This window comes from Streptomyces sp. NPDC102270 (genome assembly GCF_044766405.1).
Lineage (GTDB): Bacteria > Actinomycetota > Actinomycetes > Streptomycetales > Streptomycetaceae > Streptomyces.
Genome location: NZ_JBIWLX010000021.1, coordinates 136438 through 160656 on the forward strand (window position 1 = coordinate 136438; position 24219 = coordinate 160656).

At 70.4% G+C, this 24219-nt stretch carries 17 protein-coding genes and 3 pseudogenes; 7 read left to right on the forward strand and 13 right to left on the reverse strand.

The window, feature by feature from the left end; all coding sequences use genetic code 11:
• Window positions 1-50: 50 nt before the first annotated feature.
• Window positions 51-983, forward strand: a complete 933-nt coding sequence (locus tag ACIRP7_RS36720) for an MBL fold metallo-hydrolase (protein WP_403668559.1) — start codon at window positions 51-53, stop codon at window positions 981-983.
• Window positions 984-1139: 156 nt separating this feature from the next.
• On the opposite strand, the gene ACIRP7_RS36725 is transcribed toward ACIRP7_RS36720, so the two are convergent.
• On the reverse strand, window positions 1140-1574 hold the full coding sequence (locus ACIRP7_RS36725) for a DJ-1/PfpI family protein (protein WP_403668562.1): 435 nt from the start codon (window positions 1572-1574) through the stop codon (window positions 1140-1142).
• A 233-nt stretch (window positions 1575-1807) separates the two neighbouring features.
• Here ACIRP7_RS36725 and ACIRP7_RS36730 point away from each other — a divergent pair, with 233 nt between their 5' ends.
• From ACIRP7_RS36730 to ACIRP7_RS36745, 4 genes are all read left to right on the forward strand, one after another.
• Window positions 1808-1915, forward strand: coding sequence for a hypothetical protein (locus tag ACIRP7_RS36730; RefSeq protein ID WP_403668565.1), 108 nt, complete (start codon window positions 1808-1810; stop codon window positions 1913-1915).
• 365 nt (window positions 1916-2280) lie between these two features.
• Window positions 2281-2685 (forward strand): hypothetical protein, encoded by a 405-nt coding sequence (locus ACIRP7_RS36735; RefSeq protein ID WP_403668568.1) that lies wholly within the window; start codon window positions 2281-2283, stop codon window positions 2683-2685.
• Window positions 2686-2922: 237 nt separating this feature from the next.
• A complete protein-coding gene (locus ACIRP7_RS36740; protein ID WP_403668570.1) occupies window positions 2923-3978 on the forward strand; it encodes a substrate-binding domain-containing protein in 1056 nt (351 codons plus the stop codon).
• Complete coding sequence (locus ACIRP7_RS36745; protein ID WP_403668572.1) at window positions 3975-4988, forward strand: LacI family DNA-binding transcriptional regulator; 1014 nt, start codon at window positions 3975-3977, stop codon at window positions 4986-4988. The genes ACIRP7_RS36740 and ACIRP7_RS36745 overlap by 4 nt, the downstream gene beginning before the upstream one ends.
• Before the next feature lie 143 nt (window positions 4989-5131).
• Here ACIRP7_RS36745 and ACIRP7_RS36750 read toward each other — a convergent pair.
• The 12 genes and pseudogenes from ACIRP7_RS36750 to ACIRP7_RS36805 form a co-directional block, all read right to left on the reverse strand.
• Window positions 5132-5602, reverse strand: a pseudogene (locus ACIRP7_RS36750) (substrate-binding domain-containing protein); the annotation flags it as partial.
• Window positions 5560-5841 carry a hypothetical protein gene (locus tag ACIRP7_RS36755; RefSeq protein WP_403668575.1) on the reverse strand — a complete coding sequence of 94 codons (282 nt, stop codon included), beginning with the start codon at window positions 5839-5841 and terminating at the stop codon, window positions 5560-5562. The gene ACIRP7_RS36755 and the pseudogene ACIRP7_RS36750, both read right to left, overlap by 43 nt.
• The gene (locus ACIRP7_RS36760) at window positions 5793-5975 is read right to left on the reverse strand and encodes a hypothetical protein (RefSeq protein ID WP_403668698.1); all 183 of its coding nucleotides are present in this window, start codon (window positions 5973-5975) and stop codon (window positions 5793-5795) included. Before ACIRP7_RS36760 ends, ACIRP7_RS36755 begins: the two co-directional genes overlap by 49 nt.
• 88 nt (window positions 5976-6063) lie before the next feature.
• Window positions 6064-7596, reverse strand: a complete 1533-nt coding sequence (locus tag ACIRP7_RS36765) for an alpha-N-arabinofuranosidase (protein ID WP_403668578.1) — start codon at window positions 7594-7596, stop codon at window positions 6064-6066.
• 120 nt (window positions 7597-7716) lie between these two features.
• Window positions 7717-9474, reverse strand: coding sequence for a cellulase family glycosylhydrolase (locus ACIRP7_RS36770; protein ID WP_398100043.1), 1758 nt, complete (start codon window positions 9472-9474; stop codon window positions 7717-7719).
• A 46-nt stretch (window positions 9475-9520) separates the two neighbouring features.
• The gene (locus tag ACIRP7_RS36775; RefSeq protein ID WP_403668701.1) at window positions 9521-11593 is read right to left on the reverse strand and encodes an alpha-galactosidase; all 2073 of its coding nucleotides are present in this window, start codon (window positions 11591-11593) and stop codon (window positions 9521-9523) included.
• A gap of 47 nt (window positions 11594-11640) precedes the next feature.
• A pseudogene (locus ACIRP7_RS36780) lies at window positions 11641-12537 on the reverse strand (acetylxylan esterase); the annotation flags it as partial.
• Window positions 12538-12697: 160 nt separating this feature from the next.
• A complete protein-coding gene (locus ACIRP7_RS36785; RefSeq protein WP_403668581.1) occupies window positions 12698-14683 on the reverse strand; it encodes a beta-galactosidase in 1986 nt (661 codons plus the stop codon).
• A 52-nt stretch (window positions 14684-14735) separates the two neighbouring features.
• Window positions 14736-15733 (reverse strand): annotated as a pseudogene (locus ACIRP7_RS36790) (LacI family DNA-binding transcriptional regulator).
• Window positions 15734-15739: 6 nt separating this feature from the next.
• A complete protein-coding gene (locus tag ACIRP7_RS36795) occupies window positions 15740-16696 on the reverse strand; it encodes a carbohydrate ABC transporter permease (protein WP_403668584.1) in 957 nt (318 codons plus the stop codon).
• Window positions 16693-17709 carry an ABC transporter permease gene (locus tag ACIRP7_RS36800; protein ID WP_398100037.1) on the reverse strand — a complete coding sequence of 339 codons (1017 nt, stop codon included), beginning with the start codon at window positions 17707-17709 and terminating at the stop codon, window positions 16693-16695. The genes ACIRP7_RS36795 and ACIRP7_RS36800 overlap by 4 nt, the downstream gene beginning before the upstream one ends.
• Before the next feature lie 36 nt (window positions 17710-17745).
• The gene (locus ACIRP7_RS36805; RefSeq protein ID WP_403668587.1) at window positions 17746-19431 is read right to left on the reverse strand and encodes a Tat pathway signal sequence domain protein; all 1686 of its coding nucleotides are present in this window, start codon (window positions 19429-19431) and stop codon (window positions 17746-17748) included.
• 322 nt (window positions 19432-19753) lie between these two features.
• Here ACIRP7_RS36805 and ACIRP7_RS36810 point away from each other — a divergent pair, with 322 nt between their 5' ends.
• Both ACIRP7_RS36810 and ACIRP7_RS36815 read left to right on the forward strand, forming a co-directional pair.
• Window positions 19754-22603: a glycoside hydrolase family 3 C-terminal domain-containing protein gene (locus tag ACIRP7_RS36810; RefSeq protein WP_403668590.1), complete on the forward strand. Its 2850-nt coding sequence runs from the start codon at window positions 19754-19756 to the stop codon at window positions 22601-22603.
• 51 nt (window positions 22604-22654) lie between these two features.
• The gene (locus tag ACIRP7_RS36815) at window positions 22655-24151 is read left to right on the forward strand and encodes a glycoside hydrolase family 43 protein (RefSeq protein ID WP_398100031.1); all 1497 of its coding nucleotides are present in this window, start codon (window positions 22655-22657) and stop codon (window positions 24149-24151) included.
• Window positions 24152-24219: the final 68 nt, after the last annotated feature.

A 24219-nucleotide genomic window follows, 5' to 3' on the forward strand; every position in this document is an offset into this window, starting at 1 on the left:
GCGACCACCGTATCTGCATCCGACCCGCCGCGCTCTTCAAAGGACCCACCGTGCCCGCACCCAGTATTTCACTCGGCGACGTCGAGATCACACGCGTCATCGAGTGGTCCGGCCCCATCCGCACCACCCGCTTCATCATCCCGGACAGCGATGAGGAAACCTGGCGGCGCAACCAGGAGTGGCTGGCGCCTGACTTCTGGACGCCCGCGGACGACGCCTACCGCTGCCACATCCAGACCTGGGTCCTGCGCAGTGAGGGCAGGACCATCCTGGTGGACACTGGGGTCGGCAACGACCGGGAGCGCCCGCAGATCCCGCAGTTCGCCGGACTACGGACCGACTACCTCGCCCGCTTGCGCGAGGCCGGCGTCGAGCCCGAGGACGTCGATGTCGTCGTCAACACGCACATCCACTACGACCACGTCGGCTGGAACACCGAGTTGCGTGACGGTCAATGGGTACCCACCTTCCCCAACGCCACGTACCTGATCCCCATCGCCGACAACCTGTACTTCGACCCGGAAAGCCCCGGTCGCAGCCGGAAGCCGCGCGATGAGCACGAACGCCTCCGCTGGGAGGGCAGCAAGCTCGTGTTCAACGACAGCATCGTTCCCATCCACCACGCCGGACAGGCGGTGCTGTGGGAGGACACCCACCGCATCGACGACAACCTGCTGCTGGAGGCCGCACCGGGCCACACCCCCGGTTCTTCCGTCCTCACGCTGCGCTCGGGCACCGACCGCGCCGTCTTCGTCGGGGACATGCTGCACAGCCCCGTACAAGTCCTCGAACCCGGCTGGAACAGCTGCTTCTGCGACGACCTCCGGCTCGCGGCCAAGACCCGCCGCGCCTATCTCTCCCGCGCCGCCGAGCTGCGCGAGCTCATCATCCCGGCCCACTGGCCGGGGCACGGGGCCGCCGAGGCCCGGCGAGACGGCGACGGCTTCGCCATCACCGCATGGGCCACCTTTCCGCGCGGCTGATTAGAGCGGTAGGCGCTGAGTTTGATGTTTGACCTCGCTGCTGTATCAAGCGGACGTCTTCGGTGAGGGTTTCGGCCGGTTTTCACGGTCCTGCCGGGCGCAGTGTCCTCGCGCGGAGGCGGCGGAACCCCCGGCGGACAGGGCCGGGCAAGAACGTCATCCGCAGCGCCGCGCGGCCGCCGAGGCCACCGCCGCCCCGTGGTCCAGACGGACCAGGTGCAGGCCCAGTTCGATGCCGGCCGCTCCGCCGGCGGACGTCAGGATGCGTCCGTTGTCAACGAACAGCACGTCCGGATCGACCTCGAGGTCGGGGAACAGCCGCGCCGGCGCGTCACACAGCGCCCAGTGCGTGGTGGCCCGCCGGCCGTCCAGCAGACCGGCCGCCGCGAGCAGGAAGGCCGAGGTGCACAGGCTGACGATGCGGGTCCGCGGCCCTATCCGGTCCAACGCCGCGGCGAGTTCCCCGGGGAGCGTGCCGGTCGTGAGCAGGTGCTCGCTGGGCTCCTGTCTGGCGAACACGACGGTGTCCGCGGTCTCCAGCACCGACTCGTCGTGGTCGACGACGATCCGGTAGACCTCGTGCGTGCGCACCGGCCGGCGAGGGAGCAGGTACTGACGGAGACCCTTCAGCTGAAGCCCGCATCGGGGACTGCCGGCGTGCACAAGCCGTCGGCCGCCGCCACACTGCCCCCGCCGCGCCGGTTGTCTCCGCCTCCGGCACCATCGGCACCCGCGCGCAGGCGGGGACCGGCGCACCCGTCGCCCAGCCGACCCCGAGCAGCACGTCCGGCAGCCTGGCGTCCGGCAGCCTGGCCTCCACCGGGGTGAGCAGCACGGTCACTTACAGCGCCCTCGGTGGCCTGCTGGCCATCATCGCCGGAAGCGTCCTGGTGCTTCGCGGACATCGCCGCAGGGCTTTGCACGGGAAGTGAGACCACGTGAATGAGTGACCGACGGCCGGCAGCGACACCGCCCACCCGGGGAGTGCGCCCCGGCCGTCGGTCTCCGCTCCGGCGGCGGCGGTCATCGGCCCGCCGAAGCCGCCCCAGACCGAGACTGCGCCGCCCGCCTGCCCCTGCGCGTCCACGCGGTAGTTGTCGCCTGCGGCGCTGCGCGTACCCGTCGCGTGGTTGAACTGGACGGCGAACACGTGCTGGCCGGGCAGCACGGTGCGTCCGGCTTTCAGCACCCACCGGTAGACCAGCGAATGTCCGGTCTGCTGGATGGTAAAGCTGAAGTCGTCGCTGGGCAGGGTCCGCCAGCTGCCGGTCTGCTGCACCGAGCCGGTCAGCGCAACGTGCACCTCCACCGTGAGCGCGGTGAGCGGCCCGGCGTTCCTGAGCGCAAGGTCGTTCTGCTCCCAGTACGCCGTGCTCCGGACCTTCACCGAGCCGGCGGCAGCGGCAACACCTGGTCCAACACCACAGGCGACACCGCCACCCTGAGCTTCGAGGGCAGCTACGTGGCACTGAACTCCACGGCCTACAACGGCCAGGGCATCATGAGCGTCTCCGTCGACGGCGGCGCGGCCACCTCAGTGGACCTGTACCGCAGATCCAGCCAGGGGGTGAACGCACCGGTGTTCACCGCCGACGGACTCGACCCGACCGCGACCCACATCCTCAAGGTCACCGTCACTGTCACCAAGAACCCGTCATCACAGCGCAATTGGGCCTCGCTGGTCGACGCGAACATCGCCTAGCAGCCGAGCAGGAACACCCGCGCGCCGGGCCCGGTCCACGGGGCCGGCGCGCGGGTGTGCGCAGCAGGAGGGCGCGCCGGCCCTCGAAGCCTGCCGAAAGGTCCCGCCCAGGCGAACCAATCCCCGCCCGGTGCCCTGAAGTGCCACAATGGCCCCGGCAGGCAGGCCGCCCCTCGGCCGGGCCTGTCCGGCAAGGGCGGCGGTCGTGGACGCACCGGCGTGAACCAGGAGGCGAATGTGACGGACAAAGGCGAGGGCGAGGACCTGGCCGCTCCGGGCGACACCCGGAGCTCCATCACGATCGCCTGCATGACCGATCCCGCCGACCTCCCGGCTCCGGCCCCTGCCCCGCAGCCGCAAACGCCGTCGGACGACCACCACGCCCTGCCGGAGCGCACCCGCGCCTGCGTGGAGGAACTGCTGCGGCACCACGGCGCCGACCGGCCGGGTGACAACAGCGAGCTCGTCGAGCTGGTTTTCCACGAGCTGACGAACATGTGGAGCGAGGAGATCCTGCAGGGTATCGAAGCCGTCGCGCGGGAGCAGCGGGTCGGGCTCGTGGTGAGCGGATTCGCGGCCCGTTCCGGTGAGCTGCTGCCCCTGCGCGCAGGAGCCCCCTGCCTGTCGGTGCGGCCCCTCCCGGCCTCGGCGCTCGAGCGGCTGACGGCGCGGGGCATCCCCTTCGTCGTCTACGACCCGATCACCGAGCTGTCGCAGGGCACGCCCTATGTCGGCTCCACGAGCTTCCGCGGCGGCCAGGCGGCGACGCGGCACCTGCTGGGGCTCGGGCACCGCCACATCGCCATGATCAACGGTCCTGACCACCCCTACTGTGTGGCCCGGCAGGCCGGCCACCTCGCCGCGCTGGCCGAGGCCGGCCTGTCCCCGGAGCCCGGGCTGACGCCCTGGACGCCCATCACCTTCGAGGACGGCCATGCGACCGCACGGCAGCTGCTCTCGCTCCCCGACCCGCCGACCGCGATCTTCGCCGCTTCCGACATGCAGGCACTCGGCGTCTACCAGGCCGCCAGGGAGCTGGGGCTGTCCATTCCCGGCGATCTGAGCGTCGTAGGCTTTGACGATCTGCCGGTCGCGGCGCTGCTCGATCCTCCGCTGACCACGGTGTACCAGCCGCTGCGGGAGATGGCAGCCACCGCCGCCGGCCTGGCGCTCGCGCTGGGCCGGGGCGGGGAACTGCCCCAGACCGGGGTGGAGATCGCCACCGCACTGGTGGTCCGCCAGAGCACCGCGCCTCCGCGGCAGCACGGCGGCACGACGAACGGGACGGCATGAAGGCGACGGACGACCGGGCGGAAGCGGGCGCCGTCACGATCGCGTACATCGCGGAATCGGCGGGCGTCTCCATTCCGACCGTGTCCAAGGTACTCAACCGGCGCGGCGGCGTCTCGGACCAGACCCGCGCGCGCGTCGAGGAACTCATCACCCTCCACGGCTACCGCAAGCCGGTCGGCAACCGCAGCAACGTCGTGGAGCTGGTCTTCCGTGAGCTCGACAGCCTGTGGGCGGTTGAGGTCATCCGCGGGGTTGAGCGGGCAGCGCGCAAGCACCGGGCCGTGGTGATGGTCTCCGAGGTCCGCGGTGACGGCCCACCGGGGCGCTCGATCGAGGAGACAGCCGGCCGCAGGCCGAACTGCGTCCTGGCGGTGAACCGGCTCTCGCCGGAGGAACGCGAGCAGCTGACCGCGGCGGGCATTCCCTTCGTCATCATCGATCCGCTCGACGACCTCCCCGACGAGGTTCCGTTCGTGGGTTCCACCGGCTTCCGCGGCGGGCAGGCCGCGATGCGGCACCTGCTGGACCTGGGGCACCGCCGCATCGCCATGATCATCGGCACCGACCAGCCCGTCATCGTGCCCCGGCAGTCGGGCTTCCTCGCGGCGCTCGCCCAGGACGGACTGACGCCCGATCCCGAGCTGCTGGCCGTTTCCCCCTTCACCCGCGAGGGCGGCCGGGCCGCCGCGCTCGAGCTGCTCGCCCTCCCCGAGCGGCCCACCGCCTTCGTCACCGTCTCCGACCCGCAGGCGCTCGGCGTCTACCAGGCCGCCGGAGAACTCGGGCTGTCCGTCCCCCGCGACCTGAGCGTGGTCGGCTTCGACGACCTGCCGATCGCCTCATGGGCCGAGCCGCCGCTGACCACGGTGCACCAGCCCCTCAACGAGATGGCAGCCGCCGCGACCGAACTGGCGCTCGCCCTCGGCCGTCGCGAGGAGGTCCAGCAGGGCGGCACCGAGATCGCCACGACCCTCACCGTCCGCGGCAGCACGGCCCGGCCGAAGCGCTGAGCATGTCGTAGTGGTCTTCCCAGCCAAACCTGATAGCCGGTCAGCAGCTCTGTGTCGGGCGGGCGGCTGCCGGGTCGGCCGCCGGTCGACTCCCGTACCACCAGGGAGAAGTGGCTGACGAACTCCTCCCGGTCCTGCGGGAGCTCGGCCTGGCCGATCCTCCGGGCGAGGAGCGCGACCGCCCGCTCGGCCATGGCGCCGTGATCCGGATCGATGGTGGACAGTGAGGGGACGAGGAACTCGCTGCTCTCGCCGTTGTCGAAGCCGATCACCTTGACCTGCTCGGGGACCTGCACCTCGACGTCGGCGAGGCCGCGCAGCACGCCCATCGCCAGGGTGTCCGTCACGCAGAACGCACCGTCGAAGCCGAGCCCGCTCTCCACCATCTCCCGGGCGTGCTGTGCACCCGCCCGCATCGTGAACGCTTCCATGCTCTGGGCCAGAGCGGGATCCACCCGCAGACCGGCGTCCTCCAGCGCCTGCCGGTATCCGGTGTGGCGCAGGCTGGACACGTCCACCTCTTCACCCACCGGCCCGCACAGGATCGCGATGCGCCGGCAGCCCCGATCGATCAGATGGCGCGTGGCCGCCGTCGACGCGTCGACCTTGGACATGGCGACGTGGTCCACCGGGCCCCGATGATCAGCTCACCAAGGATGACCACCGGGTAGTCGACGTTGAGCCACTCGGCATCGGCCGAGCCCATGCCCACGCGGCTGAGGAGGAGTCCGTCGTACAGCCGGCTGCGTGAGAGGGACAGCGCAGCCAGTTCGTTCTCGCGCAGCGCACCGGTCTGCTCGATGCTCACCCGCAGGTCGTACCGCACGGCCGCGGCGACGATGGCGGCAGCCAACTCGCCGTAGTACGCACTGTTGACCCCCGGAATGGCGAGACCGATGATGCCGGTCCGGCCCTTGCGCAGGTTGCGGGCTCCCGCGTCGCCCTGCGCACGTTCGGGTGATCATTGACGACATTGGAGACGGTCATCGCCGAGACCCCGGCGGCCTTCGCCACGTCCTGGATGGTTGCCACGTTTACCCTCGGTCGATGGTGGGCGCAGACGCCGCGGCAGGCCTCAGCGCAGGTGGGCCACGGGTGCCTGGATGGTGAGGAACGAGTGCGGGGGAATCGTCAGCACCATTCCCTTGCCGGTTGGCTTCACCGCGTCGAACGGGCGCGGGGCCACCGCCTCGGGCGTCTCCGCGGTGTTGTGGACCTGGAGCCGGTCCGCGGTCAGCAGGCGGCCGGTCGGCTCGCCGACGGAGCCGCCGCGCAGGTCGAGTGTCACCTCGGCGTGCTCCTCGGCGTCCAGGTTGGTCAGTGAGATCAGCACCGTGCCGTCCTTGATGCTGGCGGAGGCGGAGAGCGTGTCGAGTTCGCTGTCCCCCACCCGGCGCCTCGCGTCCTGGGCACGCAGGTGCACGGCGAGCGAAGCGGCGTCCTGATGGCCCTTGTTCATTTCGAAGACGTGGTACGTCGGGGTCAGGACCAGCGCGTCGCCGTCGGTGAGCAGCATGGCCTGGAGGACGTTGACGGTCTGGGCGATGTTGGCCATGTACAGGCGTGCCGCGTGCCGGTGGAAGATGTCGAAGTGGGTGCTGGCCACGAGGGCGTCGCGCAGGGCGTTCTGCTGGAAGAGGAAGCCCGGGTTGGTGCCGGGCTCCGTGTCCCACCAGGTGCCCCACTCGTCCAGGACCAGCCCGACCCTGCGGCCCGGGTCGTAGCAGTCCATGACCGTGGAATGGCCGGTGAGGATACGGTCGATCCGCTTGGCCTCCAGCATCGTGCGGTAGTAGTCGTCCGTGTCGAAGACGGTGGCGCTTCCCTTCGCTTCCCACGGGCCGATCACCGTGTACTGGTGAACGGACAGGCCCTGGAAGAAGTTGCGGGGCGTTGCCTCGCAGCCGAAGCAGCTGATCTGCTGCATCAGCGTCTCGGTCCACTTGTAGTCGTCGCCGTTCGCGCCGGAGGCGATGCGGTACAGCGAGTTGCCGCTGTGGTCACGGCAGTACGTGGCGTACTGGCGGGCCAGATCGGCGGAATACTCCGCGCGCATGTTGCCGCCGCAGCCCCAGGTCTCGTTGCCGATACCCCAGAACTTCACCCGCCACGGCTCCTCCTGGCCGTTGGCCTTGCGCAGCCGCACCATCGGGCTGTCGCCGTCACGGGTCAGGTACTCCACCCAATCGCTCATCTCCTGCACCGTGCCGGAGCCGACGTTGCCGCTGATGTACGGCTCCGCACCGAGCAGCTCGCACAGGGCCATGAACTCGTGGGTGCCGAAGTGGTTGTTCTCCTCCACGTTGCCCCAGTGGGTGTTGACCATGCGGGGGCGCTGGTCCCGGGGGCCGATGCCGTCCTTCCAGTGGTACTCGTCGGCGAAACAGCCGCCCGGCCAGCGCAGGTTCGGGATGTTCAGCGCGCGCAGAGCCCGCACGACATCCAGGCGGATACCCCCCTCGTTGGGTATCGGCGAGTCCTCCCCGACCCAGAAGCCGCCGTAGACACAGCGGCCGAGGTGTTCGGCGAAGTGACCATAGAGGTGACGGCTGATCGTCGGACCCTCGATGTCGAGGTTGATGACCGCGGTGGCGGTGACAGTGGGCACGGGGTGGCTCCAGGGCGTGGGATTGGTATCGATAGAAGGGGCGGCCACGAGGGCTCCTCGGGGCCCGGGGAGCCCCGGCCGTCGGAGGTCTCCGACGGCCGGGGCGTGGTTGACGGATGATCAGCCGACGGTGCCCGTCACCGTGCTGCCGTTCTTGGTGACCTTGTAGGTGGCGGTCTGGCCGCTGTAGAAGTGGAAGACCAGCGTGGCCGTGACGCCGTCACGCAGCGAGGCGAGGAACAGGGGGGTCAGCACGATCGTGCTGTTGGGGTAGTCGGGCGAGAACGTCTCGTTGAACGTCTGGTACGGGGTCCAGTCGAGCGGGCCGGCGTTGGTGCCGTCGGCGTAGGTGGCGTGCATGGTCGCCAGGTTGTTGCCCCGGTACTCGGTGGGGATGGTCAGGCCGTCGGTGGTGCCGGTGGCCGCCGCCACCGTCGGGTTGTCGTTGGTGACGATGTCGATGTTCCACGGCACCCCGGTGGAGAACCGGGCCTGGACCGTGGCGTCGGTGCCGTAGGCGCGGTCGCCGACCAGGCGGGTGAGCGCTCTGGCGGTGAAGGTCAGCGTGGTTCCGGAGACGGTGTAGTCCCGCCCCTGGCGCAGCCTGGTGTTGCCCTGCCAGACGCCCAGGAAGTGGGTGCCGTTGAGGTTCAGGGTGAGCGACTTGGCGGTGATCGGGGCGGACTTGGAGACGAAGACCTTGTCGAAGGAGGCCGTGCCCGAGCGGGTGGTCCAGCTCGACTTGATCGCCGCGAAGAGGTCCGGGTCACGCCACTGGAGCGTTTCACGGTTCAGGTAGTTGAAGGCGTCCCACAGGGCGGTGGTGACGCCGTTCTTGCGCGCCGCGTACCCCAGCTGCTCGTAGTACTTCAGCTGCTCGCCCCGCTCGACGGTCTCGGGGTGGAAGTAGTTGGGGCTGGTCAACAGGCCGTACTCACCGAGGTAGACCGGGATGCCCTTGGCGACGAAGGTGTCGTGCATCCACGTGAAGGAGTCGTCCAGGTACTTCTGGGCGATGTCGCCGTACAGGGTGCCGCCGGCGAGGTTCGCGCTGAACGGGTAGTAGCTGTAGAAGTGCACGGTCGCCACCAGCTGGCTGTCGTGCAGGGAGTTGATGGTGGTGGACAGGTCGTCCAGGAGGGGCTGGGCGCCATCGCCGCCCTGGGTGGGCAGGACGAGCATCCTGGTCGCGTTCGCCCCGCCCGAGGCGCGGACCACGGTGTGGAAGGAGACGTTCAGCTCGTTCAGGAGCGCGGTCTTCTGCGCGTCCGTGACGTCGGGGAACCGCGGTTCGTTGAGGCTCTCGAAGAGCAGGGTGCGCGGCTCGGACTTGAAGGCCTCGGAGATCTGCGACCAGGTGGAGTTGAAGCGGGCCATGACGTTGTCATGGTCCTTGGTTATGTTCGAGACCCATTCTATCGAGTCGTGGTGGGTGTTGATCACGACGTACAGGCCGTCGGCCTGTGCCCAGTCCACGATCTGCTTGACCCGGGCCATGAAGGTGGCGTCAATGGTGTACGGCGCGGTGGCGGACTGGTGGTTGCTCCAGGTCACCGGGATGCGGACACTGCGGAAGCCCGCCGCGGCGATGGTGTCGAAGGTCGCCTTGGTGGTCAGGGGGTTGCCCCAGGCGGTTTCGCTGGGGGCGTCCAGGGAGTTGCCCAGGTTCCAGCTGGGCTGCATCTGCGCCACGGCGTCGATGGCCTTGGCCGGGACGCGGACGACCGGGTGCAGCGCCGCGCCGTGAACGTCGGCGGCGCCGAACGCGGCGGTGCCGGACAGGCCCAGCATGACGGCCAGGGCCGTCAGCAGGGCGGCCAGGCGGCCGAGGCCGCGGCCTCGGGCGCGCCAGTGCGCGGGTGGCTGGATGTCGTTCATTGCATGTGCCTTTCTCGAGATGAGTGGATCTCTGGCGAAGTGCTGGTCAGGAAGTCTGTGTGGGACGGGCCGGCTGCCGGAGGCGCAACAGCACGGCGGACGGTGCCGCCGGCAGGGTCACGGTGAGCTCGGCCGCATCCGGATCCCAGGCGCAGTGCGGTCGCCCGCTGCTGGGGTAGAGCAGGTCGGTGCTGACATCGGCTCCCCGTAGCCGGGGCAGCCGCAGGACTGCGGTGTCCTCCGCTCCGGGGCGGCGCCAGACCGTGAGGTAGGTGGTGGCCGGGGTGTGCAGGGCCAGGGCGATCCATGGGTCCTCCCAGGCCGGCAGGCCGAGCGGCCAGGCGGGGACGGCCTGCGGCAGGTCGGCGCGGATGGACTTGTACACCGCCACCCCCTCATGGACCAGCGCTCGTTCCCCGGCCCCGAGCTCGGTGATCTTCCCCGAGAGGTGGATGCGGCCCAGGAGGGCGTTGGCCATGGTGAAGGCGACCTCGTCGGGGGAGTCCTCGGCCTGCGGGTAGGCCCAGACCGCACCCTGTTCGGGGGTGACGGCGGTGGGCGCGGAGGCGGCGATCGGCGCATAGAGCAGCAGGTCCTCCTGGTCGCTGGTGGAGTGGAGCTGCAGCCGCGAGAGCATGGCGTGGTCGGTACGCATGCCGCCCGAGGCGCAGTTCTCGATCACCAGGTCCGGGTAGCGGTCCAGGACGCCGTCCAGCCAGTCGAGCAGGGCCCGGTTGTGGCCCAGCAGCCCGTCGGCCGGGGCCTCCCCGGGGTGGCTGCTGGTGCCGGGGCCGAAGTCGGTGTTGTGGTCGAGCTTGAGGTAGCCGACGCCCCACTCGCTGACCAGGCGGTCCACGACCTGGTCGAGGTGGGCCCGGGCGGCGGGATGGCGCAGGTCGAGGTGGTACCGGCTGCTGCCCTCCTCCACACGCTGCCCGTCGCGGCAGAAGAACGCCTCCTCCGGCAGGGACTTGGCGACCGGGCTGGACACGCCGACCCCCTCCGGTTCCAACCAGATGCCGGGCACCATCCCCCGCTCCCGGATTCGGTCCAGGACCTCGTGGATCCCGCGCGGCCCGGGGAAGCGGGTGGCGGCGGGTTCCCAGGTGCCGACGGTGCTCCACCAGTGGCCGTTACCGTCGTCGTACCAGCCGGCGTCGATGACGAAGTACTCCGACCCCGCCTCGGCCGCAGCATCGACCAGCGGCAGCAGCTTGGCCGTGGTGGGGTCGCCCATCAGGCAGTTCATGTAGTCGTTGAAGACCACCGGCAGGTGGAGGTGGTCCCGGTGCGGGCGGCGGGTGATCCGGCGGTATCGGGTGAGTACGGCGAACGCCTCGTCGGGGCCGCCGTCCGCAGCGAAAGCGAGCGCCACCGGCACCGTGCGGAACTCGGCCCCCGGCTCCAGCAGGTGCCGCCAGCCGTGATTGGCGTCGGTGGGACCGAACAGCGCCACGTAGGCCGTCTCGTCGCGGACGCCGCACTCCCAGCGCCAGCCTCCGCCGTTGTGCTCGATCTGCCACAGCCAGGTGCGACCCGAGTGACGGTCGGTCAGGCCGCCCATGGGGAGGAACCGGCTGCTGGACCGGACGCCCTTGCCGGTCATGACCCGGCCGTTGAGGGCGGGCGAGGACTCCCGCAGCGGCTCCTGCTTCCAGCGGAGCTCGGTGAACCACTCGTTCTCCGCCCACATCAGGTCGGCGGAGTCCAGGCCCGCCGGTCCGTCCTCGGTGAGGCAGCCGGTCACCAGCGAGCTGACCGACTCCAGTTGCAGCGCATCCGGCCCTTCGTTGCGCAGGACCACCTCGCTTCGCAGCACCGGCAGGCCGTCCGGGGAGCGGTAGCGCACCTCGGCGGTGAGCCCGGTGCCGGGGTCGTGGAGTTCGACGCTCAGCGTGTGCCATTCGCCGTCACGGCCCGCGCGGTGGGAGCGGTGCCGCAGCCGCGAGGCGAGGTTGGTGTCGATGAGGTGCCGGCCCGACCAGTGCCGGCCCTGGCCCCCCGCCGTCACCTCGACCAGCGGCAGCGGTGCGCCGGGGCGCCTCGCGCCGTCCGCCTCCCCGGGTGTCCCGAGGTGGACGAGTCGGGCGGCGCCGTCCTCGTCCAGGGCGATCTCCATGGCCAGGGCCGGGTGGCCCCAGCGGATCGTCTGCGCTGTGCCGTGCGTCACTGGGGTACGTCCTCTCGGGTGGTGCGGGGCGCCAGGCCGCGCTCGCGCAGCCAGGCCAGGTGGATCCCGGGGGTGGAGCCGTAGCCGCCGCCGTGGTCGGCGAACGGCCAGACGGTGATGGTGCGGTCCACGCCCGCGTAGTGGTTGAAGGCGGCGTAGACGGTGGACGGCGGGCAGATGGGGTCCATCAGGCCGACGCTGAACAGCGCAGGGGCGGTGGCCCGCTGGGCGAAATACACGCCGTCGAAGTAGTCGAGGGTGGCTAAGGTCGGCTGCACCTTGTGCCGGCTGTGCCGGCGCAGGTACTTGACGAGCTCCTGGTAGGGCCCCTCGAAGGCGATCCGGGCCCCCTGGCGGAAGTGGCACAGGAAGGGCACGTCGGGGAGTACGGCGGCGATGTGATCAGTCATCAGGCCGGCCACGGCGAGGGAGAGTCCGCCGCCCTGGCTGCCGCCGGCCACGATGATCCGGCCGCCGTCGATCCCGGGAAGCTCGGCGACCGCGTCCACCGCGCGCACACAGTCGGTCATCAGCCGCCGGTAGTAGTAGTTCTCGGGCGAGTCGATGCCCCTGGTCATGAAGCCCTCGGACCACTGGGTGCCGTCGCCCATCCCCCGGTCCGGGGTGTCGTGGCCCTGACCTCGGCTGTCGACGACCAGCTGGGCGTACCCGGCAGCCGACCAGAACAGGTGCTCGGTGGGCAGTCCGCGGCCGCCGCTGTAGCCCTGGTAGGTGACGACGACGGGCAGCGGGCCCTCTACCCCGCACGGGCGCAGCAGCCAGGCGGCGACCGGCTCACCGTTCCAGCCGGGGAAGCGCACGTCGTCGACCTCGACGGTGCGCAGTCCGTACTGCTCGGTGACCCGCTCGGTCTTCACCGCGCCGCCCTGGGCGCGGGCCTCGGCGAGGGTGCGCTGCCAGAAGGGGTCGAAGTCGTCGGGGCGGGCGACTTCGGACGGTAGCCGACCAGGTCTTCGGGGCCGAGGTCAGTCAGGGGCATGTCGTGTTCCTCACGTCCTGGATCGGGGGTGGGCCGGTGTGAGCCGCAGCGCTTCACGGCAGCCGGAGCACGGCAACGCCTCCGGGGGACAATGTCACGCCCCCATTCGCTGCCTGACGATCCGTCAACAGCTCCCAGCCGACGACCGGGACATGCCAGGGCTCACGGCCGTGGTTGAGCAGGAAGAGCCAGGAGCGGCCGTCGTCGGCGCTGCGGCGGGCCGCCTCCACGCCCGGCGGCAGGCCGGGCACGAGGGGTCGGACCTCGGCTTCGGACAGCAGGCGGCGCACCAGTGCGGAGTAGCCGGCATCGTCCAGCCGGGTGGAGAGGTACCAGCCGGCGCCCTCGCCGTAGGCGGCGCGGGTCAGTGCGGGGCGTCCGTCGGCGTAGGCGGCGACGGTGTCCGCGCCCTCGGTGCGGAGGTACTCGCTCCAGGTGCCTGCCGCCATGCCGTCGGACAGCCTCAGCACCGCCCCCGCCGCCAGCGGGCGGTGCTCCTCGACCCGGATGCCCAGCGCCTCGCCCAGCGGCTCGGCCGGGTAACCGCCGGTCCTGGCCCGGTAGTTCTCGTCGACGACGCCGCTGAAGTACTGCACCAGCAGAGTGCCGCCCTGCTCGACGTAGCCGCGCAGGTTCTCGGCCGCGGCGTCGGAGAGCAGGTGCAGCGCGGGCGCCATGACCAGCCGGTACGCCGACAGCTCGGCCTCCGGGTGGGCGAAGTCCGCGGTGACGCCGACGTCCCACAGAGCACGGTGGGCGCGGCGCAGAGTGCCGGGGTAATCGAGATCCTTCGACGGCAGCCCCTGGCTCTCGAGCCCCCACCAGGAGTCGGTGTCGTGCAGCACGGCGGCCTCGGCGACGACCCGTGAACCTGCCACCTCGGCCAGCCGCGCCATCGCCTCCCCGGTTTCGCAGACCTCGCGGAAGATCCGCGAGTCCGCCCCGGCGTGCGGGACCATCGCCGAGTGCCAGATCTCGGCCCCCGAGCGGGACTGGCGCCACTGGAAGAACAGCGCGCCGTCGGCGCCGTGGGCCAGGTGCTGCACCGAGTGCCGCAGGATCTCGCCCGGCTCCTTGGGCAGGGTGGCGTTCTCCCCGTACACCGTGGAGGTGCCCTGCTCCATCAGCAGCCAGGGCTTTCCGCCGCCGAATGAACGCGCCCGGTCGCCGCCGAAGGCAGTGTCGGCGGCAGCGTCCACGCCCGGCGCGATCGGGTAGTGGTCGATGCTGACGAAGTCCAGCTCACGGCCGAAGGCCCACAGGTCCAGGTTCTGGTAGCCGGGCAGCATGAGGTTGGTGGTGACCGGCAGGTCGCTGTGGACACGGATGGCGTCACGTTGCTCGCGGTAGGCGGCGAGCGCCTCGTCGGACCAGTAGCGCCGGAAGTCGAGGACTTGGGCCGGGTTGTGGTGCCACTGCGTGGCCCTGGGCGGCAGGATCTCCTCCCAGCTGCCGTAGCGCTGGCTCCAGAAGGCGGTCCCCCAGGCTGCGTTGACCGCCTCCAGGCTGCCGTGACGCTCGCGGAGCCAGCGCCGGAAGCCGGCGGCGGCGTGGTCGCAGTAGCAGACCGTGGCGTACTCGTTGTGGACGTGCCACAGGGCGAGCGCCGGGTGCTCGCCGTAGCGGGGGGCCAGGGCGGCAGCGATCCCGCGCGCGGCCCGCCGGTAGGCGGGAGCGGCCAGGCAGTAGGTGTCCCTGCTGCCATGGACGAGCCCTGCGCCCTCGGCGGTGACCGGCATCGCGTCCGGGTGCGCCAGGGTGAACCAGGGCGGCGGGGAGGCGGTGGGGGTGGCCAGGTCCACGGCGACGCCGTAGCTGTGCAGCCGGTCCAGTTGCTGGTCCAGCCAGGCGAACTCGTACCGGCCCTCCTCGGGTTCCAGCAGCGCCCAGGAGAAGACGCCGAGGGTGGCGAGGTTGACCCGCGCCCGGCTCATCAGCGCGTCGTCCTCCTTCCAGGTCTCCTGGTCCCACTGCTCCGGGTTGTAGTCGCCGCCGAAGGCGAGGCCGCCCAGCCGGGCAGTCAGTCTGCTGGTGCTCACTTCACACTCTTTCGGGTAGAGACGAGAGGTCGGGGGCGAGGCCGGCCGCGGGCTACGTGCGCGGCGCCGGACCGGTGCTCTCACGGCGCGTCAGGACCGGCGCGAGCAGGGTGACCTCCTTCGTGGGCCGCCCGGCCAGCCGGTCGGCGATCAGTTCCACGGCAAGTTCGCCGAGCTCCCCGGCCGGACCGGTGACCGCGGTGAGCCGCGGTGAGCACTCCTCGGGGCACAGCGCCACCACCGAGACGTCCTCGGGGACGACCCGCCCGGAGGCCCGCAGCAACGAGAGCAGCGGCTGGATCGCGCCCTCGTTCTGGACGACGAATCCGGTGGTGTCGGGACGGTCGGCCAGGATCCGGCTGACCACCCCGGCCACGGACTCGAAGGTGCCCTCGCAGGGACGGTGCAGCACCCGCAGGCCGAGGGCCGCCGCCGCGTCCTGGAAGCCGGTCAGGGTCCGTTCCGCGTAGCCGGAGTGGCACCGGTGGACCGTCGGCGCGTAGCCGATGAACGCGACGTCGTGATGCCCCAGCTCGGCCAGTGCTCGGCGCAGAGCGCGCCGGCGTGGGCGAAGTCGTGGTCCGCGCAGGCGAGTCCGACGGGGTCGCTGGGCAGGCCGATCAGGGCGGCGGGGATGCCGGTCTCGCGCAGGACGGCGATGCGGGGGTCGTCGAGCTGGACGTCCATGAGGATGACGCCGTCGGCGAGACCGCTGGCCGCGACGCTGCGCACCCTTCCCGATCCCTCGTCATGGGTGAGCAGCAGGACGTCGTAGCCGAAGCGGCGGCCCGCCGTGGTGACCGAGATGGCGATCTCCCTCATCACCGGCACGTAGATGTCGGTGCGCAGCGGGACCACCAGCGCGAGGATGTGCGAGCGTCGTCCGGCCAGCGCCCTGGCACCGGTGTTGGGGTGGTGGTCGAGGCGGGCGATCGCCTCCTCGACCCGCTTCTTGGTGGGGGTGGAGATCGCCCGCTTGCCACTGAGGACGTAGCTAGCGGTGCTCGGGGAGACGCCTGCCACCTCGGCCACTTCTGCCAGTGTCACCATGCCGGGTCATCCCTTGATCGCGCCGGTGAGCATGCCGGTCTTGAAGTGCTTCTGCATGAAGGGGTAGACCATCAGGATCGGCACCAGGGTCAGTACCACCACGGCCATCTGCAGGGAGAGCGGCGCGGTCTGGGTGTGCAGGGAGCCGAATCCGCCGTTGGTGGCGCCTGGCATGGTCATCCCGTTGCTGACGTACTGGAGCAGCACGTACTGCAGTGGCCATTTGGTGCTGTCGGTCGGCATGTAGAGCATCACGTTGAAGAAGGAGTTCCAGTAGCCCACCGCGTAGAAGAGCGCCACCACCGCGGTGACCGCGCGGGAGGTCGGCAGCACGATCGACCACAGGATGCGCCACTCGGTGCAGCCGTCCATGCGGGCGGCGTCGATGAGGTCGGAGGCGGTTCCGGAGTAGAAGGAGCGCAGCACCAGGATGTTGAAGACGGAGACCGAACTGGGCAGGATAAGCGCCCAGTACTGTCCGTAGCCGCCGAGGGCGGTGACGACCAGGTAGGTGGGGATGAGGCCGCCGCCGACGAACATGGTGATGACGAGCACCAGCAGGATGGCGCGGTGACCGAAGGAACGGGAGCGGGACAGCCCGTAGGCGCACAGCACCGAGACCACCATGGAGAGCAGGGTGCCGACGACGGTGATGCCCAGGCTGACCAGGACGGCCCGGGTGACCGGCCCATCGACGAGCATCTGGTGGTAGGCGGCCACCGTCAGCCCGTCGGGCCAGATGACCAGGCCGCCGGCCCGGTTGATGGCGCCGGGGGTGGAGAAGCTGGTGACCACGACGATCCACAGCGGCACCAGGACCGCTGCGAGCACCAGCAGCAGCACGCCGCCCTTGAGACCCTGCCCGACGGCCGTGGGCGGTTCCTTCCACACCGGGCGGTTGGGATGCCGGTCAGGACGGAGCGTCAGAGCCGGGGTCGGGGTGTCACTGAGTGTCTGGCTCATTTGCGGTACAACCCGTCCTCACCGAAGGCGTGTGCGAGCCGGTTGGCTCCCCAGATCAGCAGCAGCGAGATCACGCTCTTGAACAGTCCGGCCGCCGCGCCGTAGCTGTAGTTGTTGGTGGCGATGCCGTAGTAGAAGGCGAAGGTGTCCAGAACGTCAGCGGTGTCGTGGCCGACGGCGTTGCGCTGGATCAGGAACTGCTCGAAGCCGACGCTGAGCGCGTTGCCCAGCCGCAGCACCAGCATCAGCACGATGACACCGCGCATGCCGGGCAGGGTGATGTGCCACATCCGCCGCCACCGGCCGGCCCCGTCCACCGCGGCGGCCTCGTAGAGGTTCTGGTCCACCGCGGCCAGCGCGGCGAGGAAGACGATGATCCCCCAGCCCGCTTCCTTCCACACCGCCTGGCCGGAGATCAGCAGCGCGAAGGTGCGCGGGTTGGTCATGATGTCCCAGCTGCCCAGATTGTGCTGGGCGAGCAGGTGGTTGAGCACGCCGGCCCCGCCGAGCATCTGCTGGAAGACGGTGATGGCCAGCACCCAGGAGAAGAAGTGCGGCAGATAGACCACGGACTGGATGAAGTTGCGGATCCGGGGGCTCATCACCGAGTTGAGCATCAGTGCGAGGGCGACCGGAACCGGGAAGAAGAGGACCAGCTGGACGAAGCTCAGCCACACGGTGTTGCGCAGCGCCTCCCAGAACACCGGGTCGTTGAACAACTGCTGGAACTGGTCGAGACCGGCCCAGTCGCTGTGCATCACCCCGACCAGCGGGTCGTAGTACTCGAAGGCGGTGATCAGGCCGAACAGTGGCGCGTAGTTGAAGACCAGCAGCAGCGCCACGACCGGGAGGGTCATGATGATCAGTGACTTGTCCCGGCGCAGCCGGATCCGCCAGGTCATCCTGGTCCCCGGGAGGCTCTTGTCCGCCCGGCCGCTCCGCGCGCCGGCCGCTCGCTCGGCTCTGCGGCTCCCCTGCGTCTTCTTGGGTTTGATGGTGGATGTCACGGTCACGGTTCCTCCTTGCGTGGCGCCGCCTGCTGGTGCGGACTACTGACCCGTGCCGAGCTTGTCGAGGATCTCGGTCTGGTACCACGCGTTGAGCCGGTCACCTCCGCTGCTCTTCCAACTGGCCAGTGCCGCCTGGTAGTCGGAGACCTTCTTCAGGCCGTGGGTGACGTCCTTGATGGCGTCCTGGACGGACTGGGCGTTGGCGATGGTGCTGAAGCGGGCCGGCAAGGTGATGTTCATGCCGTAGAAGACCGGCTTGTAGGCGTGCTTGCTCGCAGCAGTGCACCAGGCGAGGGAGTCGCGGGTGACCTGTTCGGCGCCCGGATTGAACACCACCGAGGGACCCGCGCCCAGGAACGGGAAGGTCTTCGGCAGAGCGGCCTTCTTGCCCTCGGCGGTGTACGTGGGCAGACCGTTCTGCAGGGTGTAGTGGACGCCCTCGACGCCGTAGTTGGCCATCGTGTACTCGGCCGAGCCGAAGGGGGCGGACAGGTAGTCGGCGACCGCGAGCAGTTCCTGGATCTGGTCACCGGAGAGCTTGGCGTTGAAGTAGCTCAGCATGCTGGTGGAGGCCCCGAGGAAGATCTGCGGGTCGGACTTGCCATCGGCAGCGATGATGTTGAAGGCGTCCCGGCGGTAGTTCTTGTTCGCGGCGGTTCCGGACTGGTAGTCACTGAGGCTCCAGTCCCCGGTGCCGCCACCCTGGATCAGGGCCTTGCCCGCGTAGAAGCGGGTGCTGGCGTTGTTGGTGTTGCCGGCCAGCGCGTCAGGGTGCACGTATCCCGCCTTGGCCAGCCGATAGTGCCAGTCGAGGGCCTCCAGCATTTCGGGCATCTCGTAGAAATGGACCAGCTTGCCGTCCACCACCTTGTATTTGTCCGGGAGCCCCCATGCCTGGTACAGGGAGGTCCAGACCTCGCCGAACGCCCAGACTCCGCCCTTGGCGTCGGTCAGCTCCTTGCCCAGGTTCATGTAGTCCTCGGCGGACTTGACCTGGTCGGCGGTGATCCCCTTGGCCTCCAGGATGTCCCGGCGGTAGAACACCGATCCGGACAGCGGCATCCCGCTGGCGAAGGTGGGAATGCCGTAGATCTTGTCCTCCCAGGCGCTGACCTGCCAGGCGAGGGTCGGGATCGCCGCCAGGTTGGGGTACTTCTTGATCTTCTCCCCGGCCAGGTAGGGCGTGAGGTCCGCCAGCTGGGTCCCGACCAGCTCACCCATGTTGAAGGTGTTGTTCCACCAGCTGGGCAGGTTGATCCAGTCCGGCAGCTTCTTCGCCGCGGTCATCGTCGGGATGATGGTCGCGTAGTCGTTGCCGTTCGCCGGCTTCATGGTGAGGTTGATGCCCAGCGTCTTGTTCATGGCCTGGTAGAACGAGTTGCCCGCGGGCGGGAGGGTGTCCCACATGGGGATGACCGCGGTGTAGCTGCCGCCCTTGCCCGGTATGCCGGAGACGGTGGCGACCGGGTGGGCCGGGTAGGTCAGGTAGCCCGGGTCGGTGAAGGAACCTGCGGCCCCGGTCACCGAGGGGATGTCCGGCTTGACCGCCGTGCTCGCCACGTAGGCGGGAAGCACCGCGGCCAGACCGGTCTTGCTGTTGGCGCCGCCCTTGCTGCTGGAGGACTTGCCCCCGCCGCAGGCGGAGAGCACCGGGGACAGGGCGGCTGCTCCCGCCACAGCGACCGCGCCGTTCACGAAAGTTCTACGACTCATGGCGATGCTCATGGGCTGCCCTTCGAGGGTGGGATGAGGAGTCGAGCGTCGTGCAGATGCGCTGTAGTGCAGCCGGACCCTTGCAGGGAACTGACGGCCTGTCCGCCGGAAGCCGTCGAAGCGCTTCGATGTTGCCGAGAGGTTAAGCGCCACTTTCCCCGGAGGGCAAGGCATGCACAGAGAAACGACAACTTAAAGTTTCCGATGGCTACCAACGAAACTTTCTCTTGACGCTGGTGTGATCGCCTGTCAGCGTCGAAGGGCTTCACCACCGGCAGGGTTGCGCGACCGCGCCTGTCGGCCCGACTGCCCGTTCTGCAAGGGATCCTCACCTGTGAGCACTGCCGCCGTGTCCGCCACGCCCCATTTCCGCGATCCCGGGCTTCCCCTGGCCGAGCGCGTCGACGAGCTGCTCTCCCAGCTCACGGCCGAGGAGCGGATCGCCATGCTGCACCAGTACTCCCCGGCGATCCCCCGGCTGGGAGTCGGCGAGTTCCGCACCGGCACCGAGACCCTGCACGGCGTCGCCTGGCTGGGCGAGGCCACCACCTTCCCGCAGGCCGTGGGCCTGGGCGCGAGCTGGGACGAGAGCCTGGTCCGCGAGGTCGCCGAGGCGGTCTCGGTCGAACAGCGCGCCTTCCACCACCACCGCCCGCCGGCCGTCGGCACCGGCCGCACCAGCCTCCAGGGCTGGGCGCCGGTGGTGAACCTGCTGCGCGACCCGCGCTGGGGACGCAACGAGGAGGGTTACTCCGAGGACCCCGCGCACTCCGCCCGGCTCGGCGACGCCTTCTGCCGGGGCATGTCCGGCGACGACCCGGAGCATCTGCGCACCGCCCCCGTGCTCAAGCACTTCCTCGGCTACAACAACGAGGACGGCCGTTGCACCACCTCCTCCGGGCTGCGCCCCCGGGTGCTGCACGAGTACGACCTGGCCGCCTTCAGGCTCGCCATCGCCACCGGGGCCGCCACCGGCGTCATGGCTGCCTACAACCTGGTCAACGGCCGCCCCTGCCACGTCAGTCCACTGATCGGGCAGCAGCTGCGGCGCTGGGCCGAGCCCACCGGGCACGAGCTGTTCGTGGTCAGCGACGCCGAGGCTCCCTCCAACCTGGTCGACCCCGAGCACTACTACGAGGACCATGCCGAGTCGCACGCTGCCGCCCTCAAGGCCGGCATCGACTCCTTCACCGACCACGGCGAAGACTCGTCCGTCACCATCGGCCGGATCACCGAGGCCCTGGACCGCGGCCTGCTCACCATGGACGACGTGGACCTGGCCGTGCGTCGCCAGCTGTCGATCCGCTTCCGCCTGGGCGAGTTCGACCCCGAGCACGACCCCTACGCCGGCATCGGCTGGGAGGTCGTCAACTCCCCCGCCCACCAGGAGCTCGCTCTGCGCACGGCCTCCGAATCCGTGGTGCTGCTGAAGAACGAGGGGCTGCTCCCACTGGCCGCCGACCGCCGGGTCGCCGTCGTCGGCCCACTGGCCTGCTCCCTGTTCGAGGACTGGTACAGCGGCAGCCACCCCTACCGGATCACCGTCGCCGACGGCCTCGGCGTCCAGGGCGTGGAGGGCGTGGACCGGATCGTGCTGCGCACCGCGGACGGCCGGGCGCTGACCGCCGCAGGCCCCGACGGACTACTGACTGTGGCGGAAGCCCAGGACAGCGACCCGTCCGCACAGTTCGACCTCTTCGACTGGGATCTCGGGGTGCTCACCCTGCGCTCCGCCGCCACCGGCCGCTACGCCTCCCTGCGCGACGCCGACCGCCGGGTAGCCGCCGACCGGGACCAGCCCGGCGAGTGGGACGTCCACGAGACCTTCCGGCTCGAACCCGACGGCGACGGGGGCGAGTTGCTGCGGAGCGTCCTCACCGGCCGGTACGCGCAGGTCCACGCCGCCACCGGCGCCGTCACCATGTCCGGAGAGTCGCCGGAGGTGGCAGCAGTCCTCACCCGCACCGTCGTCCGTGACGGCGTCGCCGAGGCCGTCGCCGCCGCAGCCGCGGCGGACACCGCGGTCGTCGTCCTGGGCAACGACCCGCACATCAACGGCCGGGAGACCCAGGACCGGGCCGGACTGAACCTCCCGCCGAACCAGGACCGCCTGTTGCGCGCGGTCCTCGCCGCCCAGCCGGACACCGTCCTGGTGGTCATGTCCAGCTACCCCTACACGCTGGACTGGGCAGCCGGGCACGTCCCTGCCATCCTGTGGACCTCGCACGCCGGCCAGGAGACCGGCCGCGCCCTCGCCCGCGTGCTGCGCGGGGATGCCGACGCGTCAGGCCGCCTCCCGCAGACCTGGTACCAGGGCGAGGACGAACTGCCCGAGCGCCTCGACTACGACATCATCAAGGCCGGCTGGACCTACCAGTACCACCGCACCCCCGCCCTCTACCCCTTCGGCCACGGGCTCTCCTACGCCGACTTCAGCTACTCCCGACTCGCCCTCGACGCCGACCGCCTGCCCCAGGACGGAACTGTCACGGCCCGGGTCTCCCTGGGCAACCGGGGCGAGCGGGCCGGAATGGAGACCGTCCAGCTCTACGTCCGCGCGCTGGACGCACGCTACGAGGCGCCACTGCTGCGCCTCGCCGACTTCCGCAAGGTCCGGCTGACGGCCGGCGAGTGGATGGAGCTGGAGTTCCGGCTGCCCGTCGAGCAGGCACTGGCCCACTGGGACGTCGCCACCGGCGCCTTCACGGTGGACCCCGGCCGCTACGAACTGCTCGTCGCCCGCAGCGCCGCCGACCCCGTGCTCACCGCCCGGTTCACCGTGGACGGACCGGCTCCCGCTCCCCGCCGGGCCGTCGGCCGGCCACTGCGTGCCGTGGACTTCGACGACTACCGCGACGCCGTCATCGTCGACGCCGGCCGCACCGACGGGGACGCGGTGACGCCTGCCGCGAACCAGGCCGCGCGGCTGGTCTTCCGCAATGTGGACCTCACCGGCGCGGCCACGCTGACCGCCGAGGTCTCCCGCACCGCGCCCGGCCCGGCCGGCCTGGACGTCTACGCGGACGGACTGCTGCTCGCTGCACTGCCGGTGGACTCGACCGGCGACCGGTACACCTGGACCACCGTCCGCGCCGCCCTGAGCCACCAGCACGGCACGCTCAGCGAACTGACGGTCGTACTCACCGGTGAAGAGCGTCTCGCCGCGCTGACGTTCGCGCCCTGAACGGCGCCCACCCACCCGCCCACCCACCACGCCGCCAAGGACTTCACACCGATGACCTCCGCCACCAGCCCGGTGATCCCGGGCTTCCATCCCGACCCCAGCGTCTGCCGGGTCGGCAAGGACTACTACCTCGTCTGCTCCAGCTTCGAGTACTTCCCCGGCCTGCCCGTCTTCCACAGCCGCGACTTGGTCAACTGGACCCAGATCGGCAATGCCCTGGACCGCCCCAGCCAGCTCGACCTCCCTCCTGACACCCCCTCCTCCGGCGGCCTCTACGCCCCTACCCTGCGCCACCACGACGGTCGCTTCTGGCTGATCGTCACCAATGTCGCCTCCGGCGGCGGCAACATGGTCTACACCGCGACCGACCCGGCAGGCCCCTGGTCCGATCCCGTCCGCGTCCCCGGCGTCCCCGGCATCGACCCCGACCTCGCCTGGGACGAGGACGGCACCTGCTGGTGCACCTACGCCGGGGTCGCCCAGGTCCGCCTCGACCCCTCTACCGGCGAAATCCTCGGCGAGCCCTACCCCGTCTGGTCCGGCACCCCCGGTGCCACCGCGCCCGAGGCGCCGCACCTCTACCGCATCGGCGACCACTGGTACCTCATGCTCGCCGAGGGCGGCACCGAACGCGGCCACAGCGTCTCCATCGCCCGCGGCCCCTCCCCCAGCGGCCCCTTCGAGCCGTGCCCGGCCAACCCGATCCTCACTCACCGCGGCACCAACAAGCCGGTCCAGAACACAGGCCATGCCGACCTGGTGCAGGCGCCCGACGGCAGCTGGTGGATGCTGCTGCTGGCCGTCCGGCCCCAGGGCGGCACCCCCGGCTGGCACGTACTCGGCCGCGAGACCTTCCTGGCCCCGGTCGACTGGGAGGACGGCTGGCCCGTCATCGGCGAGGTCGGCGTGGAGCGCGCCGAGCTGCCCTGGCCGGTGGCGGCCCCCACCCCCGAGCCGGAGCGGGACGACTTCGAGCCCGGCGACCTGGCACACCACTGGATCTCCCTGCGCGACCGGCCCACCGAGCTGGTCAGCACCAAGGAGCGCGACGGCTGGTTGACCCTGCGCGCCCGCGGCGCCTCCCTGGACGAGCCCGACGTGGTCCTGCTGGGCCGCCGCCAACAGCACCTCGCCTTCCGTGCCCGCACCCTGATCGATACGGCCGAGGGCAGCGGGGGGCTCGCCGTGCGCCTGGACGAGTTCCACCACTACAGCATCGAGTCGGCCCCCGGGGGCCGACTCTCGGTCATCGCCAGGATCGGCTCGCTGCGCACCATCACCGCCGAACACACCCTCCCGGCAGGCCCGGTGACCCTCTTCGTCCGCACCGGACCCGCCCCCGAGCCGCACTGCGCGCGCACCGGCCCGGACTCCCTGGTCTTCGGCTTCGAGTCCGCCGACGGAACGGCGACCGAGCTGGCCACCCTGGACGGCCGCTACCTCTCCACCGAGGTCGCCGGCGGCTTCACCGGACGCGTCATCAGCCTCTACGCCGCCACCGGAACCGCCCACTTCGACTGGTTCGACTACGCACCCCTGGTTCGCTAGGTGTTCTGTCCCGAGAGGTTGTGGACGGTGACGGGTCTCACGGCTGATCTATCTTGATATGGGTGAGG